This window comes from Mesorhizobium caraganae (assembly GCF_016836705.1).
GTDB lineage: Bacteria > Pseudomonadota > Alphaproteobacteria > Rhizobiales > Rhizobiaceae > Mesorhizobium > Mesorhizobium caraganae.
The window spans coordinates 102,496-118,338 of the sequence record NZ_JAFCGY010000002.1 but is presented as its reverse complement, the minus strand read 5'-3'; the positions used below and the strand labels follow the sequence as shown (position 1 = coordinate 118,338).

17 protein-coding genes are annotated in these 15,843 nt (G+C 63.5%); 8 read left to right on the top strand and 9 right to left on the bottom strand.

Annotated features, from left to right (window positions below):
• Positions 1–4: 4 nt before the first annotated feature.
• The 3 genes from JQK88_RS08130 to JQK88_RS08120 are packed head-to-tail and all read left to right on the top strand — an operon-like array spanning position 5 to position 1,762.
• Positions 5–580: an invasion associated locus B family protein gene (locus JQK88_RS08130; protein ID WP_192256558.1), complete on the top strand. Its 576-nt coding sequence runs from the start codon at positions 5–7 to the stop codon at positions 578–580.
• A gap of 13 nt (positions 581–593) precedes the next feature.
• Positions 594–1,289, top strand: a complete 696-nt coding sequence (locus tag JQK88_RS08125) for a hypothetical protein (protein WP_192256556.1) — start codon at positions 594–596, stop codon at positions 1,287–1,289.
• Complete coding sequence (locus JQK88_RS08120) at positions 1,286–1,762, top strand: DUF4189 domain-containing protein (protein WP_192256554.1); 477 nt, start codon at positions 1,286–1,288, stop codon at positions 1,760–1,762. Before JQK88_RS08125 ends, JQK88_RS08120 begins: the two co-directional genes overlap by 4 nt.
• A gap of 79 nt (positions 1,763–1,841) precedes the next feature.
• On the opposite strand, the gene JQK88_RS08115 is transcribed toward JQK88_RS08120, so the two are convergent.
• The 7 genes from JQK88_RS08115 to JQK88_RS08085 form a co-directional block, all read right to left on the bottom strand.
• Positions 1,842–2,711, bottom strand: coding sequence for an aldose 1-epimerase (locus tag JQK88_RS08115; RefSeq protein WP_192256552.1), 870 nt, complete (start codon positions 2,709–2,711; stop codon positions 1,842–1,844).
• A 4-nt stretch (positions 2,712–2,715) separates the two neighbouring features.
• Positions 2,716–3,471 carry an SDR family oxidoreductase gene (locus JQK88_RS08110; RefSeq protein WP_192256550.1) on the bottom strand — a complete coding sequence of 252 codons (756 nt, stop codon included), beginning with the start codon at positions 3,469–3,471 and terminating at the stop codon, positions 2,716–2,718.
• A gap of 9 nt (positions 3,472–3,480) precedes the next feature.
• On the bottom strand, positions 3,481–4,212 hold the full coding sequence (locus JQK88_RS08105; RefSeq protein WP_192256548.1) for an ATP-binding cassette domain-containing protein: 732 nt from the start codon (positions 4,210–4,212) through the stop codon (positions 3,481–3,483).
• Positions 4,213–4,216: 4 nt separating this feature from the next.
• Positions 4,217–5,194, bottom strand: coding sequence for an ABC transporter permease (locus JQK88_RS08100; protein ID WP_192256546.1), 978 nt, complete (start codon positions 5,192–5,194; stop codon positions 4,217–4,219).
• 86 nt (positions 5,195–5,280) lie between these two features.
• Positions 5,281–6,258, bottom strand: a complete 978-nt coding sequence (locus tag JQK88_RS08095; protein ID WP_203278020.1) for a sugar ABC transporter substrate-binding protein — start codon at positions 6,256–6,258, stop codon at positions 5,281–5,283.
• A gap of 23 nt (positions 6,259–6,281) precedes the next feature.
• Positions 6,282–7,484: a mandelate racemase/muconate lactonizing enzyme family protein gene (locus JQK88_RS08090; RefSeq protein ID WP_192256543.1), complete on the bottom strand. Its 1,203-nt coding sequence runs from the start codon at positions 7,482–7,484 to the stop codon at positions 6,282–6,284.
• Between the two features lies 1 nt (position 7,485).
• A complete protein-coding gene (locus tag JQK88_RS08085; RefSeq protein ID WP_203278019.1) occupies positions 7,486–8,205 on the bottom strand; it encodes a FadR/GntR family transcriptional regulator in 720 nt (239 codons plus the stop codon).
• A 107-nt stretch (positions 8,206–8,312) separates the two neighbouring features.
• Here JQK88_RS08085 and JQK88_RS08080 point away from each other — a divergent pair, with 107 nt between their 5' ends.
• Entirely contained in the window at positions 8,313–9,212 is a 900-nt protein-coding gene (locus JQK88_RS08080) for an SMP-30/gluconolactonase/LRE family protein (RefSeq protein ID WP_203278018.1), read from the top strand.
• A gap of 7 nt (positions 9,213–9,219) precedes the next feature.
• Here the strand turns inward: JQK88_RS08080 and JQK88_RS08075 are convergent, their stop codons facing one another.
• Positions 9,220–10,764 (bottom strand): helicase HerA-like C-terminal domain-containing protein, encoded by a 1,545-nt coding sequence (locus JQK88_RS08075; RefSeq protein ID WP_203278017.1) that lies wholly within the window; start codon positions 10,762–10,764, stop codon positions 9,220–9,222.
• A gap of 312 nt (positions 10,765–11,076) precedes the next feature.
• Here JQK88_RS08075 and JQK88_RS08070 point away from each other — a divergent pair, with 312 nt between their 5' ends.
• The 4 genes from JQK88_RS08070 (at position 11,077) to JQK88_RS08055 (ending at position 15,329) form a co-directional block, all read left to right on the top strand.
• The gene (locus JQK88_RS08070; protein WP_203278016.1) at positions 11,077–12,519 is read left to right on the top strand and encodes a methylmalonyl-CoA mutase subunit beta; all 1,443 of its coding nucleotides are present in this window, start codon (positions 11,077–11,079) and stop codon (positions 12,517–12,519) included.
• Positions 12,516–14,636: a methylmalonyl-CoA mutase gene (gene scpA, locus JQK88_RS08065; RefSeq protein WP_203278015.1), complete on the top strand. Its 2,121-nt coding sequence runs from the start codon at positions 12,516–12,518 to the stop codon at positions 14,634–14,636. The genes JQK88_RS08070 and scpA overlap by 4 nt, the downstream gene beginning before the upstream one ends.
• Positions 14,637–14,715: 79 nt before the next feature.
• A complete protein-coding gene (locus tag JQK88_RS08060; protein WP_192256531.1) occupies positions 14,716–14,946 on the top strand; it encodes an AbrB/MazE/SpoVT family DNA-binding domain-containing protein in 231 nt (76 codons plus the stop codon).
• On the top strand, positions 14,943–15,329 hold the full coding sequence (locus JQK88_RS08055; RefSeq protein WP_192256529.1) for a type II toxin-antitoxin system death-on-curing family toxin: 387 nt from the start codon (positions 14,943–14,945) through the stop codon (positions 15,327–15,329). Before JQK88_RS08060 ends, JQK88_RS08055 begins: the two co-directional genes overlap by 4 nt.
• Here JQK88_RS08055 and greA read toward each other — a convergent pair.
• On the bottom strand, positions 15,326–15,799 hold the full coding sequence (greA, locus tag JQK88_RS08050) for a transcription elongation factor GreA (RefSeq protein ID WP_192256527.1): 474 nt from the start codon (positions 15,797–15,799) through the stop codon (positions 15,326–15,328). The two genes, JQK88_RS08055 and greA, sit on opposite strands and share 4 nt — an antisense overlap.
• Positions 15,800–15,843: the final 44 nt, after the last annotated feature.

The window sequence follows — 15,843 nt, the reverse complement described above, 5'->3', positions numbered from 1 at the left end:
GGCTATGATCAGGCAGGCAGTCTTTGCTGTCGCGATATCCATGACGTCTGTGCTCCTGTCCGGCTCGTCCGCGGTCGGGCAGGAAGCGGTTCCTTCCGGCTACAGGGTAAAACCTTCCGACGTCGCGGTGCCTGCGGATGCGAAGCTTGGCGAATATCAACGGACCACCCGTCCGTTCGAGAACTGGACGCTGATCTGCGACGAGAACCTGCAGGCCCGCCAAAAGGTCTGCAACGTCACCCAGATCATCGAGGACCAGGCAGGACAGGTTGCGTTCAGCTGGTCGCTGGCCGCCACCAAGGAAGGCAACCCCTATATGATCTTGCGCACCCCGCCGATCGCCAAGAGCGACAGTCCTGTCTCGCTGACATTCGAAGGGCGCAAGGAGCCGATAAAAATTCAACTCGACGGATGCAATCAAGCCGTCTGCGTCGGCATGCTGCCGGTTGGTCCGATCATGCGCGAACAGATTTCGAAGGCCGCGGCATCCGTCATCTCTTTTCCGACGACGGATGGCAGGACGATCAACGTGACCGCAACCCTCAAGGGCTTGGCCGCGGCCGTCGAGGCGATCAATTGACGAAGGCATTGCGATGAACCAGCAATCGATCCATGACCGGATAATGTCCCGCAACCAGGGAAAGGATGCTGTTCAGGTCGGCATCGATGACCGGAGCAGACCGAAACGAAACCTGGCGAAGACCACTGTCTTCTCGTTGCTCGCCATTGCCGTCGTCGCCGCGGCCGGCTTCGCAGCCATGCGCTACGACCTGGTCCGCAATTTATTGCCGCAGCCGGCGGTCGCGGAGACCAACGAGCCCGATCCGGCACTGGCTGACACGCCATTTCTGCAACACGCCAAACAGGCGGGTTTGCAGTCTTGTTCCAACATTTTCCCGGCCCTTGGGCAGATGCTGACGACCGGCACGACCTACAGCGTTCAGTCGATCTGGAACAACGAGGCCCCCGACAAACACGTCGTGGAAGCCCTGGTCGGCATGAACTATGCCACGCAGGGCTACAGCGGTCCGGCCGCGGGCCTGGTGTTCGCAGCACCCACCGCATCTGTTTGCGAAGGTACGATGGTCAGGGTGGCGCCGTTCGCGGCCAATTGCGCCGACGTTCCGGCCCTGCTTCCGAAAGGCAGCAAGCTTGCCAACAATCTTGGACAAATCAGCGTCTATGAACTGGCCAATGGAGGGGGCAACGCGATGCTCTTGCCCACCGGCAACAGCTGCGTCGTCATTTCCGTGGCCTCGGCAGCAGGAAAACAAGGAGGCGTACAATGAGGGTGAATTCCGCCATTGCGGCAATCGGCATGCTGTTGGCCTGCGCCGGGCGGCTCGCTGCGGCGGACCTCGCCCCCGCGGCGGACGTACCCGAGCCGCCGGCCCAGGAAGAGAAAGGCATCTGGGCGGCGATCGCTTATTCGAACCCTGACGGGAAGCACGGCTTCTTCTGGGGTGCCGACAAGCGTCAGGAGGCGATGGACATCGCCCTCAAGCATTGCCAGAACGCCGGCGGCGATAGCTGCGCCGTGGTGAGCGTGTTTCGCAATCATCGTCACTGGGACGACGACGACAACACTGGCTTCCCCTACAATCATTGCGGCGCGCTTGCGGTGGGCGAGAAGACGAGCGGACAATCCACCAGCTGGGGCGCGGAGACGGCACAAACACGCCGGCAGGCCGAAGACCTGACACTGCAGGCCTGCGAACGGAGTGGACAGAAATGCAAGATCCGCGAATGGGTGTGTACATGAGGCCCTGCTGTGGTTCAGGAGCCCTTCACCCGACCGGTCGCCAAGGGGGCGGAGAACGGTTGTGCGGGCCTGTTTCACATCAGCGCCAAGCGATGGGACTCCAATCAAGCCGCATGTTTGCACTCAACGTCGCGCCGTGCTCAAGCGGGGTCAGCCCCTCACCGTGATGGGCATCGACGGAATGCGACACCGGCTCGAAGCAGAAGAAATCGGCGTCCTGCGACGGCGAATAGAGGATGAAGACGTCGAGCGCCGATGAGGCCGTGAGCGAGATGGCGATCCTGTCCTCGGGCCGGGTGATCCTGGCGCGGCGGTCCCAGCCGTCGAAGGCGTTGTTCACCCAGCTTCGCGGCAGCAGGGAGGCGCGCGAGAAATTCCACGCGGGGTAATCGGCCACGGGTGCCACGCCGGTCGGCAAATGACGCTTGTCCTCCAGCCAGACCCGCGCCGCCTTCGCCTCGAGCGTCGTTGCGGCGCTGCGCGGGAACCACGGATGAAAGCCGAGGCCGTAAGGCAGGCGAATGCCGGCACGGTTCTCCACGCTGAGCGTGGCATCCAAGGCCCCGTCATGCAGCGCATAGACGACCCGCGCCGTGTATCGATAGGGGCCGATCCCGCCTGCGTCGAGGACCAGTTCCGCCTCGGTGGCACTGTGGCCGGCAATCCGCCACTCCCTCTGGAAACCGTCGCCATGGATCGGAAAGGCCTCTCCCGCCACATTCGGCTCGACGGAATGGAAACGGCCGTCGAACTCGAAGCCGCCGCCTGAAATGCGGTTCGACCAGGGAACCAGAACCTGACAGCCCGACGTGCCGGTGCCATCGCCGGGCCTAAGCAGCGGCACCGGTGCGCCGCCGACCAGTGCGTCGAAGCGCGCGATCGCCGCACCCTTCTGTGGCGCCAGGACGAGACGGGCGCGGCTGTCGCGCAGTTCCAGCAGGCCGGCCATCCCTTTACCAGCCGCCGTCGATGGCAATGTTCTGGCCGCTGATCATGTCCGAGGCGGGCGATGCCAGGAACAGCACGAGATCGGCGACGTGATGCGGCTCGATGCGCGTCTTGAGACCCTGGTTCTCCAGGATCCAGTCGTTGTATTGCGCCAGACGGTCGCCGAACACACGCGCCTCGGCCTCCGAAACCACCGCGCCGGGGGATACGGCGTTGACCCGGACGCCGTGCGGCCCAAGCTCCCGCGCCAGTGATTTGGTCAGGCCCAACATCGCGCCCTTGGAGGCGACATAGGGCACGTAGCCATCCCAGCGGCCATTGAGCGTGATGGAGCAGAAGTTGATGATCTTGCCGTAGGCCTTCGCCTTCATCCCCGGCGCGCAGGCCCGCGCCAGCGCGAAGGCGGCCGAGGAATTGACGCGGATCTGATCCTCATACTCGGTCAGCGAGAACGCTTCGAACGGCCTGTTGATGATCAGGGCTGCGTTGTTGATCAGGACATCGATCCCGCCTTCCTTCGCCGCCAGCGCCTTTACCGCGGCTTCTGCCTCCGCAAGCCGGTTGAGGTCGCAGCCGATGAAGGCGACGTCGCCGCCCGCCTCAGCGGCCAGCGCCGAGGCAATCCCCGGCCCGTCCTCGCTATCGGGGCGGTCGAGCACCAGCACACGCGCGCCGGCCCGCGCCAACGTCACCGCCTGGGCCCGGCCGAGCGAGCCAAGGCCGCCGGTCAGGAGCACGACACGATCGGCAAGGACCTTCATTGCCACCTCTTACAGAACGCCGTGGACTTCATCGATCGACGTTTCCGCGATCCGCTTGTCCAGCACGATTTCGCCGCGCGCCATCGCCACCACGCGGTCGCAGCATTCGAAGACATGATGCATGTTGTGGCTGATGAAGACGCCGGTAATGCCCTGTTCCTTCAGGCCGCGCACAAAGCCGATCACCTTCTTCGTCTCCTTGACGGAGAGATGGTTGGTCGGCTCGTCGAGGATCATCACCTTCGACTTGAAATGCATCGCCCGCGCGATGGCGACGCCCTGCCGCTGGCCGCCGGAAAGCTCGCCAACAAGGGCATCCGGCGAGCGCAGGTGAAGGTCGACATTGGCAATTGCGCGGATGCTTTCGCTGGCCATCTTCTTCTGGTCGAGCAAGCCGACGCCGAAGACCGAAAACCGGGTCGGCTCGCGGCCGATGAACAGGTTCCTGGCGATCGACATGGTCGGCACCATGGAATTGTACTGGTAGATCGTCTCGATGCCGAGATCCATCGCGTCGCGCGGCTTGGCGATGCGGACTGTCCTGCCCTCGACCTTGATCTCGCCCTGGTCCGCCGTGTGGACACCGGAGAGGATGTTGATGAGGGTCGATTTGCCGGCGCCATTGTCGCCGACCAGCCCTAGAGCCTCGCCGCGGGTGAAGTCGAGCGTCACCCCCTTCAGCGCATGGACGCCGGAATACCATTTGTGGAGGTTGTGCACGGAGATGATCACGTCGGCCATCGCTTTAGTCCTCCATCTTGATGGCCTTGGCGCGCTTGCGCATCCAGGCATTGGCGACGACGGCAAATATGGTCAGGAAACCGATGGCGAATTTGAACCAATTGGCGTCGACATGGCTGAGCACGAGGCCGTTGTCGATGACGCGGATAAGCGTCGTGCCGATGATGCCGCCCATGACGGTGCCGATACCGCCGGCGAGCGAAGCGCCGCCGATGACGGCGGACGCCACCGCCTGCAGTTCCATGCCCTCGCCGATCGACGGCAAAGGCGAACCCAGCCGTAGTACTTGTAGCATGCCGGCGAAGCCGGAGAGCATCGAACAGAGCATGAAGCAGATGATCTTGACCCTGGCGGTCGGGATGCCCATCGCGGCGGCGGCCGGCGGAAAGCCGCCGGTGGCCTTGATCCAGTTGCCGAAATTCGTGCGCGAAAGCATCAGCGATGTCAGCACCGCAATGCCGGCAAACCACAGGAAGGACATGCGAAACATGTTGCCGGGCCCAACGAAGGAGGTGAACAGCCAGTTCGGCAGGTCGGCAGGCAGCAGCGGCGGGAAGCCGCCCGAGACGACGACGGTAAGCGAGCGCGCCATGAACAGCATGCCGAGCGTGGTGATAAAGCTCGGTATGGCGAAGCGGATGGTGACGTAGCCGTTGATGAAGCCGATCGCAGCCGAGACAAGCAGTCCGGCGAGCAGCGCCAGTGGGAACGGGGCGCCATGCAGCATCAGCACCGCCATCGTCATCGGCATCAGCGCGAACACCGAGCCGACGGAGAGGTCGAACTCGCCGCTGATCATCAGGATGGTGACGCCGATGGCAACGAGGCCGGCCTCCGGCAGGATGCCGAGAATGCCGCGCAGATTGTCCTGGTTGAGGAACACACCATGCGATCGGATCTGGAACACCACGATCAGCAGCAAGAGCAGGATCAGACCGGCCAGCTCCGGCTTTTCGAGATAGGTCTTGAACAGACGCTTCACGTCAGGCTCCAGGAATTCGAACCTCTGTTGACGCATCGGCGGCGCGCAGCGCCGCCGATGCAATGCCGTTCACTGGCGCTGCGTTGTCAGCGCATCCCCTGGGCGGAGAGCGCCATGATGGCGTCGGCCTCGTTGGGCCGCACAATGCCCTGGCCGGTGTCGATGTCGGAAGGCGCCAGGCCGATCTTCTTATTGAGATAGGCCTCCATCACCGGCATGAAGCCCTGCATGTAGGGCTGCTGGTCGACCAGCGCCTGCACGTAGCCCTTCTGCATCTGTTGCAGCACCTCGGGCACCAGGTCGAAGCCGCCAAGCAGGACCTTGCCTGGCGCTACGCCGCGATCGGCCAGCACGCGGGCAACGCCGGCGCACCAGAACCCGGTGTCGAAATAAGCGGTGGTATCAGGATGGGCATTGAGATAGGCGCCGACACGATCGGAGGTGATGGCAAGGTCGGTACCGCTGTCGATGCGCTCCCACGACACGTCGCGGTCGGCGTGCGCAGCCTTGTACTCTTCGAGGAACTGCATCACGCCGGCGCCGCGGCTTTCGGACCAGTTCTGGCCGGGCGCCGAGATGCCGACCAACACCTTGATCGGGCCATCCTTCGGGAAGCTCTCGGAAATCGCCTTGGCGAGCGAATAGCCCGCCGGCTTGAAGCCCTGTCCGACGAAGGCCTGGCGCGCATTGCCCTTGGCGCCTTCGGTGTCGTCGACATTGACGGCGATCACCAGCACGCCGGCATCGCGCGCCTCCTTGATGACGTCATCGAAGGCATGGTCGTCGACGATCGAGGTCAGCAGCGCGTCGGGCTTGGCGGCAAGGGCGGCGCGCATGTTGGCGACCTGCTGCTCGATCGAACCCTCGGTCTGAGTGAAGACCATGTTGCAGCTGGCCTCGACCTTGGCGCAGCCGTCGTCAAAGCCTTTCTTCACCGCCTGCCAGAAGGTGTTCGATGCTGAAGAATGGTGCGTGAAGACGATATTCAGCCCGTCGGCGCGCGCGGCGGTCTGGGCGCCGAAAAGAGCGGCGCCAAGCAGAAGTGTTGCAGTCAGTTTTTTCATTTCAATTCCTCCCTTTAGATTTCCTAGATGTCGGTGTTGTCGGAGACGCGGCGCTGGACGGTGTAGGCCTTGCCGAGGTCGGGGTTGAGCGCCAGCCCCAGGCCCGGTCCCGGCGGCACGGTGATCATGCCGTTCTTGACTTCAGGCAACGCCGTCACCAAGTCCCGGTACCAGGTGCGGTAGAAGGCGCGCACGCTTTCCTGGACCAGCGCGTTGGGCGCATTGAGCGACAGATGCGTCGAGGCGGCGAGCACGACCGGACCGGTGCAGTCGTGCGGTGCGACTGGCAGCCGCCAGGCCTCCGCCATCGCGGCGATCTTGCGCGCCTCCGACAGGCCGCCGCACCAGGAGATGTCGAGCATGACGATGCCGGCAGCCCCGGTTTCGAGCAGGTCGCGGAAGGCCCAGCGGCTGCCCAGCGTCTCGGAGGCCGAGATCGGCGCCGGGCTGACCGCCTCGTAGCGTTTCAGGTCGCCGAGGCTGTCCATGCGGATCGGGTCCTCGTGCCAGTAGGTGGCATAAGGTTCCAGCGCGCCGGCAATCTTCATGGCCGGCAAAAGCTGCCACATCGAATGAAACTCGACCATGATGTCGATCTTGTCGCCGACGGCGCGGCGGATCTTCTCGAATGGCTGCAGCGCGGATTTCAGATCGGCCGCCGAGATGTCGTTGCCACGCGTCTTTTCGGCGGCGTGATCGAACGGCCAGATCTTCATGGCGGTGATGCCGTCCTCGAGCAACTCCTCGGCCAGCTCGCCGGCGCGATTGAGGAAGCCGTTGAGATCGTCATAGTCGCGCCCGGCGCCGATGCCGTAATTGGCCGTCGTCTGGCCTTTGGCGTCCTTGATGTATTCGGTGCCGGCACAAGTGTTGTAGGTGCGGATGGAGCGGCGGCTGAAGCCGCCCAGAAGCTGCGCGATCGGCTGGCCGGTGACCTTGCCGAAAATGTCCCAGAGCGCGATGTCGAAGGCCGAATTGCCGCGCACCTCGGCGCCGCTGGAGCGGAAGCCGAGATAGCCGACCAGGTCGGCGGACAAAAGGTCGATCTCGAGCGGATCGCGACCGATCACCCGTGGCGCTACATATTCGTGCACATAGGCCTCGACGGTGCGCGACAGGAAGAAGGTCTCGCCGAGCCCGGTGATGCCCTCGTCGGTATGAACTTCTACCCAGAGAAGGTTGGGCCGCTCCTCGATGCGAATGGTTTCGACCGCGGTGATCTTCATGTCAGGCAATTCCCGCGTCGAGGAGCGCCTTGACGCTCTTGTCGAAATGTTGCGCCATGTGCTCGGCCGCCAGTCTTGGATCGCCCTTGAGGATCGCCTCGGCTATGTCCTCGTGCCCCTTGATCATTTTGAGCTGGTCTTCGCTGGAGGAGCGTGTCCGCCAGCCGATCACCCAGGTGCGGCGCGTGACCCCGCTGAAGGCGGTGACGATCAGCGAGAAGACCGGGTTGTGCGAGGCCGCCGCGATCGCCTCGTGAAAGGCGATGTCATGCTCCATGACAATCTCGGGGTTCTGGAAATTCTCACGCATCAGCCTGGCCGATTGCGCAATCGCGGCGGCTTCTGCCTCGGTGCGGCGGAGCGCCGCGAGCGCCACGGTGCGCATCTCGATCGTGCGCCTGACATCATAGACCTGATGGACGCTGATCTGCTGCGTGGTGATGCCGTGCTCGATCACCATCGACATGGCGCCGGTGTCGAGCTTGGCAACCGTGGCACGGCGCCCGGCGCTCATGTCGATCAGGCGCATTGCGGAAAGCGACCGGAACGCCTCGCGCACGACGGTTCGCGAGACATTGAGCTGGCGCGTCATGGCCGCTTCGCTTGGCAACGGATCGCCGGCCGCAAGGCCCTCCGAGCGGATGTGCTGGGTGATCGCCTGGATCGCCGTGCTCACAAGGCCGGGGCTCGGCTCACCCCCTGTCTCCGTCGGATCCTGCATAATGCTCCCTTGAAACCTGTATGACAGGTTGTTATCCAACTGTTGTTAATTCACCCTAAAGATATATGTCAATGGTGTTTCTGGATGCGCTGACCTGGAGGAACCGCATGGACGATATGAATGCCCGCTTGGTCTTCGATGCACGAGACATCGTCGGGGAGAGCCTGATCTGGGACGATCGCCGCGACCGGCTGGTTTGGGTCGACATTATCGGTCGCAGGATCCACAGGCTGGACCCGCTGACCTTGGCTCACGAATCCTGGGAGACGCCCGATCTGGTCACCTCGATCGGCTTGCGCGCCGATGGCGGCGCCATTGTCGGCCTCAGGAACGCGATTGCCGTGTGGGACTTCGGCGGGCCGTTCCAAACCATTGCGACGATCGAGCCGGACAGGCCCGACATACGGCTGAACGAGGGCGTCGTCGCGCCCGATGGTTCGTTCTGGGTCGGCACGATGGCCAACAACATCGGATCAGATGACGCGCCCCTGACCATCACGCAGGATGCCGGGCAGCTGTTTCGAATGGCCCCCGACGGCGGCGTGACGCGCCTGTCCGAAGAGCATTTTGGTATCACCAACACCATGGTGTGGACACAGGACGGTCGCTTCGTGACCGCAGACACGATTAAAAACGCAATCTACAGCTATGCCTGGGACGGCGGCTCTTCAGGGCTCACTGACCGGCGGCTGCTTTTCGGCGACTTCCAGCGGGGCCTGCCCGACGGCTCCTGCATGGATGCCGAAGGTCACATCTGGAATTGCCGGGTCGTGGGCGGCAGCTGCCTCGTCCGCATCGCGCCGGACGGCCGGCTGGACAGGATCGTCGACCTGCCCTGCTCCTGGCCGACAAGCTGCGCCTTTGGCGGCGCCAATCTCGATACGCTCTTCGTCACCTCGGCGCGCTTCACCATGACCACCAACCACCTTGACGCGCACCCACATGAGGGCGGACTGTTTGCGCTCCGACCGGGGGAGCGAGGCCAACCGAGCAACCGCTTCGGTTAGGTTTTTCCTACCGCCCCCTGGATAGGCTGCCCAGAATCCCGCGCACGATCGCCCGTCCGACCGACGAGCCGACCGAGCGCACGACAGCTTTGATCGCGGCTTCGGCGACGGTCTGGCGGTTGGAGGGTCTCGGCGCCGGCGCGCGGCGGCCACCGGACTGCGGCGGCGTATCGTTGCCAAAGCCGGGAATGGTCCAGCCTGAGCGGCCACTGCCGGCCTGCTGCGCCTGCTCATCCGCCTCCTGCGCTCCCTTGGCCTTCTTTTGCAGCATCTCGAAGGCCGATTCGCGGTCGACGGTCTGTTCATACTGGCCGGCTACCGGGCTCTGGTCGATCAGCTTGCGGCGCTCATCCACTGTGATCGGGCCAAGCCTGGACGATGGCGGGCGGATCAGCGTTCGCTGCACCATGGACGGCACGCCCTTGGCCTCAAGCGTCGAGACCAGCGCTTCGCCGGTGCCGAGCTGCGTGATGGAGGTGGCGCAATCGAAATCGGGATTGGGCCGGAACGTTTCGGCCGCCGTCCTCACGGCCTGCTGTTCGCGTGGCGTGTAGGCGCGCAGCGCGTGCTGCACGCGATTGCCGAGCTGGGCGAGAACCTTTTCAGGGATATCCAAGGGGTTCTGCGTGACGAAATAGACGCCGACGCCCTTCGAGCGGATCAGCCGCACCACCTGCTCGACGCGGTCGATCAGCACCTTCGGCGCTTCGTCGAAAAGCAGATGCGCCTCATCGAAGAAGAAGACCAGCTTCGGCTTGTCGGGGTCGCCGACCTCGGGCAATTCCTCAAACAGCTCCGACATCAGCCAGAGCAGGAAGGTGGCGTAGAGCCTGGGGTTCATCATCAGTTTGTCGGCAGCAAGCACGCTGATGGCGCCGCGGCCGTCGCGGGTGGTGCGCATGATGTCGGCGATGCGCAAAGCCGGCTCGCCGAAGAAATTCGCCGCCCCCTGCTGTTCCAGCACCAGCAGCGTGCGCTGGATAGCGCCGACCGACGGCTTGGTGACATTGCCGTAGCGCGAGCTGATCTCCTCGGCGCGCTCGGCGATGTTGGCCAGCAGCGCCTGCAGATCCTTCATGTCGAGCAGCAGCAGGCCGTCCTCGTCGGCGATGCGGAAGGCGATGTTCATGATGCCTTCCTGCGCTTCGGAGAGGTTCATCAGCCGCGACAAAAGCAGCGGTCCCATTTCCGAGACGGTGGCGCGGATCGGATGGCCCTGCTCACCGAACAGGTCCCAGAAGATGACCGGAAATTCCTGGAAGTCGTAAGGGTCGAGCTTGACCTGTTCGGCTCGCCTGACCAGAAAATCCTGCGCCTTGCCCATCATGGCGATGCCGGACAGGTCACCCTTGATATCGGCGCAGAACACCGGCACGCCGGCATTGGAAAAGCCTTCGGCCAGGATCTGCAGGCTGACCGTCTTGCCGGTGCCAGTGGCGCCGGTAATCAGGCCATGGCGGTTGCCATATTGCAGCAAAAGCTGTTCGGCGCGCTGATAGCTGTCGTCGGGCTTGCGGCTGGCGCCGAGGAAAATGCTGGTCTCGTCAGCCATATGTCCATGTCTCCGCAAACTGGTGTTAAAGCCGATGGCCTTGCCGCACGTATAGTGAGGCCGTTGCACAGCGACAATCCAAATCCTCAGATGGGCCAATTGTCTAAACTGGACCAATGCTCAAATCGGCCTTTTGGAGCTTGCGGATTTTGCCGGTGTTTGGCAATCGTTCATGGTTCGTCCACGCAGGCTGACCTATATCAGAGAGATCGAGTTCGGACCCTGAAGGCGCATTGCATTGCGATATCGGACAGGGGACCGTAGACTGAACCGCTCCCGGCTGGTGCGGCCGCATAAGAACGAGGAAAATGGATGGGCGCCGGAGCCTTGACCAAGGAAGTCGAACCCACAAACGTCGAGCGCCAGCGCTGGCTGGCCTTGGCCGAAAAGGCGTTGGCCGGCGCATCCTTCGAGGACAGGCTGGTGTCGCACACCGACGACGCCATTCGCATAGAGCCGCTCTACGATCGCGCCGCTGGCGCCGAACCGCTTGTGCGCGCCAACCCCAAACTGCCCTGGATCGTCAGCCAGCGCATCGACGATCCCGATATCGGCCGCGCCAAGGCGCAGGCTCTGGACGATGTAGCGCAAGGCGCGACGGGCCTGTCGCTGGTCTTCGAAGGCGCCCCGAATGCGTTCGGCTACGGCCTGCCGCGGACGGCGCAGGCGCTGGAGACGGTGCTCGATGGCATACCGCTCAACCGCGTGCAGATCCGCATCGACGCCCATCCCTGGAGCCGCGCCGTCGCCGACTGGCTGGTGGCGTTCCTGAGCAAGCGCCGCTCCGACCCGGCGAAACTCAACCTCTCCTTCGGCATCGACCCGGCGGCAATCTTTGCCGGAACCGGCCGGCTGCGGATGTCGATCGAGGCCTTGCAGGCATCGATGCCGCAATCGCTGGCACATTTCTTCTCGCTTGGCGTGCCGGGCGTATTGCTCGAGGCGGACGGGCGGGTGTTCCACAATGCCGGCGCCACCGAGGCGCAGGAGCTCGGCACCATGCTCGCTTCTGCGGTCTCCTATCTCAGGATGTTCGAGGACGCGCGCCAGCCGCTTGTCTATGCCGCACCGCATATCGGCTTTGCCCTGAGCGTCGACCAGGACCAATTCCTGTCGACGGCCAAGGTTCGGGCGCTGCGCAGGCTGTGGGGGCGAATCCAGGAGACGTGCTCGATCCCGGCCTCGACCGCCAATATCCATGCCGAGACGTCGTTCCGCATGATGACGGCAGCCGACCCCGAGACCAATATTCTACGCACTGCGATCGCCGGTTTTGCCGCAGCCGCCGGGAGCGCCGATTCGATCTCCGTCCTGCCGCACACGATCGCGCATGGCTTGCCGGCGCCTTTTGCCCGCCGTATCGCCCGCAACGCGCAGCTGATCATGGCCAATGAAAGCCATATCGACCACGTCGCCGACCCCACCTATGGCTCGGGCGCGGTCGAGGCGCTGACCTTGGGCCTGTGCGAAGCGGCGTGGGCAGAATTCCAGAGGATCGAAGCGGAAGGCGGCGTTCTGGCAAGCCTGCAGCACGGCCATATCCAGGCGCGCGTCAAGGCGGCATCCGAGCGCCGCGCCGAGGCCTACCGGTCGGGTGAACGGGCAATCATCGGCACCACGCTTTATCCGCTCAAAAGCGAAACGCCGGTCGAGACGCTGGCGGCCGAGCGGCGGCCTCCTTTCACCGAGGGCGTGGCGGTGTGTGAGGCCCTGTTTCCGGTCCGCATCGACCAGTCGATCGGAGCCGCACCTTGATCCCGGATTTCTCAGAGATCGGCTGGTCGGCGCCACGGCGCGCACCCATCGAGGTCAAGGGCCAGCGGCTGACGCCGGAAGGCATTGCCGTCAAGCATCTCTATAGTCAGGGCGACCTCAAGGGCCTCACCCATCTCGACACCTATCCGGGCATGCCGCCCTTCGTGCGCGGCCCCTACCCGACCATGTATGTCCAGCAGCCGTGGACGATCCGGCAATATGCCGGCTTCTCGACGGCCGAAGAATCCAACGCCTTCTACCGGCGCAATCTCGCCGCCGGCCAGAAGGGCCTGTCGGTCGCCTTCGATCTGCCCACCCATCGCGGCTATGACAGCGATCATCCGCGCGTTGCCGGCGATGTCGGCATGGCGGGCGTGGCCATCGATTCCATCCTCGACATGCGGCAATTGTTCGACGGAATCCCGCTCGACGAAATGACGGTGTCGATGACCATGAACGGCGCCGTGCTGCCGATCATGGCGCTCTACATCGTGGCAGCCGAAGAACAGGGCGTTGCGCAGAAGGATCTCGCCGGCACCATCCAGAACGACATCCTGAAGGAGTTCATGGTCCGCAACACCTACATCTATCCGCCGAAGCCTTCGATGCGGATCGTGTCGGACATCTTCTCCTACACCTCCAAGCACATGCCGAAGTTCAATTCGATCTCGATCTCCGGCTATCACATGCAGGAGGCCGGCGCGACGGCGGACCTGGAACTCGCCTACACCATCGCCGACGGCATCGAATATGCACGTGCGGGCGTCGCCGCCGGTCTCGATATCGACCGTTTCGCGCCACGGCTTTCCTTCTTCTGGGCGATCGGCATGAACTTCTTCATGGAGGTCGCCAAGCTCAGAGCAGCGCGCCTGTTGTGGGCGAGCCTGATGCAGAAGAATTTTGCGCCGAAGGACGAGCGTTCGCTGTCGTTGCGTACCCATTGCCAGACGTCGGGCTGGTCGCTGACGGCGCAGGACCCCTACAACAACATCACCCGCACCATGATCGAGGCGATGGCGGCGACGCAGGGCCATACCCAGTCGCTGCACACCAATTCCTTCGACGAGGCGATGGCGCTGCCGACCGACCATTCGGCCCGCATCGCCCGCAACACGCAGCTCATCCTGCAAAAGGAATCCGGCACCACGCGCATTGTCGACCCGTGGGGTGGTTCGGCCTATCTGGAGCGGCTGACGCATGATCTGGCAGCGCGCGCGCTTGCACATATCGAGGAGGTCGAGAGCCTTGGCGGCATGGCCGCTGCGATCGAACAGGGCATCCCAAAACTGCGCATCGAGGAGGCGGCGGCGCGCACGCAGGCGCGCATCGATTCCGGCGAACAGATGCTGGTCGGCGTCAACGCGCATCGCCCGGAGAACGACATCGAGGTCGACGTGCTGAAGATCGACAATGCCGAGGTCCGAGCCCGGCAATTGTCGAAGCTGCAGAACCTGAAAGGCACGCGCAATGTCGGCGCGGTCGAGAGCGCGCTCGATGCGCTGACCCGCGCTGCGCAAGGTAACGAAAACCTGCTGGAATTTGCCATCCGCGCCGCGCGCGCCAACGCCACGGTCGGCGAGATCTCGCTGGCGCTGGAAAAGGTCTTTGGCCGCCATGTCGCCTCGGTGCAGACGATCTCCGGCGTCTATCGCAACGCGCTTGGCGACAATCTGACGGTCGACCGGCTGCTGGAGAAGCTCGAAGCTTTCGAGAAGAAATCCGGCGGCAAGCCGCGCATCCTGGTCGCCAAGATGGGACAGGACGGCCACGACCGTGGCCAGAAGGTCATCGCCACGGCTTTCGCCGATCTCGGCTTCGACGTCACCGTCGGCGCGATGTTCCAGACGCCGGACGAGATCGCCAAGCTGGCGGTCGCGCAGGACGTCCATATCGTCGGCGCCTCGTCACTGGCGGCGGGACATTTGACGCTGATCCCCGAACTGCGCGATGCACTGAAGAAACTCGGCCGCGCCGACATATTGATCGTCGCCGGCGGCGTCATCCCACCACAGGATTATGATGCGGTGCTTGCGGCTGGTGCTGCGGAAATCTTCCCGCCGGGCACGGTTATCCCGGAAGCTGCGGATCGTTTGCTGGGCCGGCTGCTGGCGGGGTAAAGAGGTCAGAAAGTTATAATATCTGTTGCAACAGCATGACCATCAAGTTATAATTGGCGTTGCAACAGGACGCTTTGCTATGAACACCATCATTCGCAGGATCGGCAATTCGGAGGGCGTGATTTTGCCCAAGGAAATTCTCGACCGCCTGAACCTCAAGGCCGGTGACAGCATCGTCATCGTCCAGGAAGGCGATGAGCTTCGTCTGCGGCGCACCGAGGACTCCGCCGAGGAATTCGAGCGCAAGATGAAGATCGCGCGTGAGCGGATGAAGAAATACGAGGTAGCCTACCGCGCGCTGGCGAAATGATCGAACATCATTCGCGGGAATTTGTGGAAGCGATGCACGCCGAACAGTTACGCCTTCACGGCGGTGCGCCGGGTATCCGCGATGAAGGCATGCTAGAATCGGCACTCGCCAGACCGCAGCAGAAAGAGGCCTACGGCGAGCCCGATCTTTGCGAACTGGCAGCTGCCTATCTTTTCGGCATCGCCAAGAACCATCCGTTCGTTGACGGCAACAAGCGCACCGCTTTCGCCGCGGCGGACTTGTTTCTCTATTTCAACGGGTTCAGTCTTGAAGCCGAGCAGGCGGATATCATTCAGTTGGTTATGATGGTGGCGGCCAGCGAAATCGATGAAGCGGGTGCAGCGGCATTCTTCCGCGACCATATCATCAAGCTTGAAAACTAGCTCTCCGACAGTTTGACGATTTCCCATTCCTTGCCGTTGACGCTTGCGACGTCGCCGACCTTCTTCCCGAAGAGCGCCACCGCCATCGGCGAGACGTGGGAAATGCTGCCCTTTGACGGATCGGCCTCGTCCTCGCCCACGATCTTCCAGTGCACCTTCTTGCCGTCGTCGCCTTCCAGCGTGACGCCCATGCCGAAGCGCACCTGGTCGCTGCCCGGCTCCGGCACGGAGAGTTCGGCGCTTTCGCGGCGCGCGGTCCAGTAGCGCAGGTCGCGCGACACGACGGCGATGCGCTCGCGGTCTGCTTTTCTCTCGGCTTTCGCCAATATGTCGCGCAGATCGGTCAGATTGTCCTCGATCTGCGCCAGCCCGCGCTCCGTCACCAGATTGCGGTGCGGGCTGATCGGCCGCTCGCCGATGCCGGCGATGGCGTTTTCGCTGTCTTCCTCACGGGTGAAAGCTCTGCTCATCCACGGAACTTAGGCCCGCTTCGGCGACTGTACAAGCCACTTGC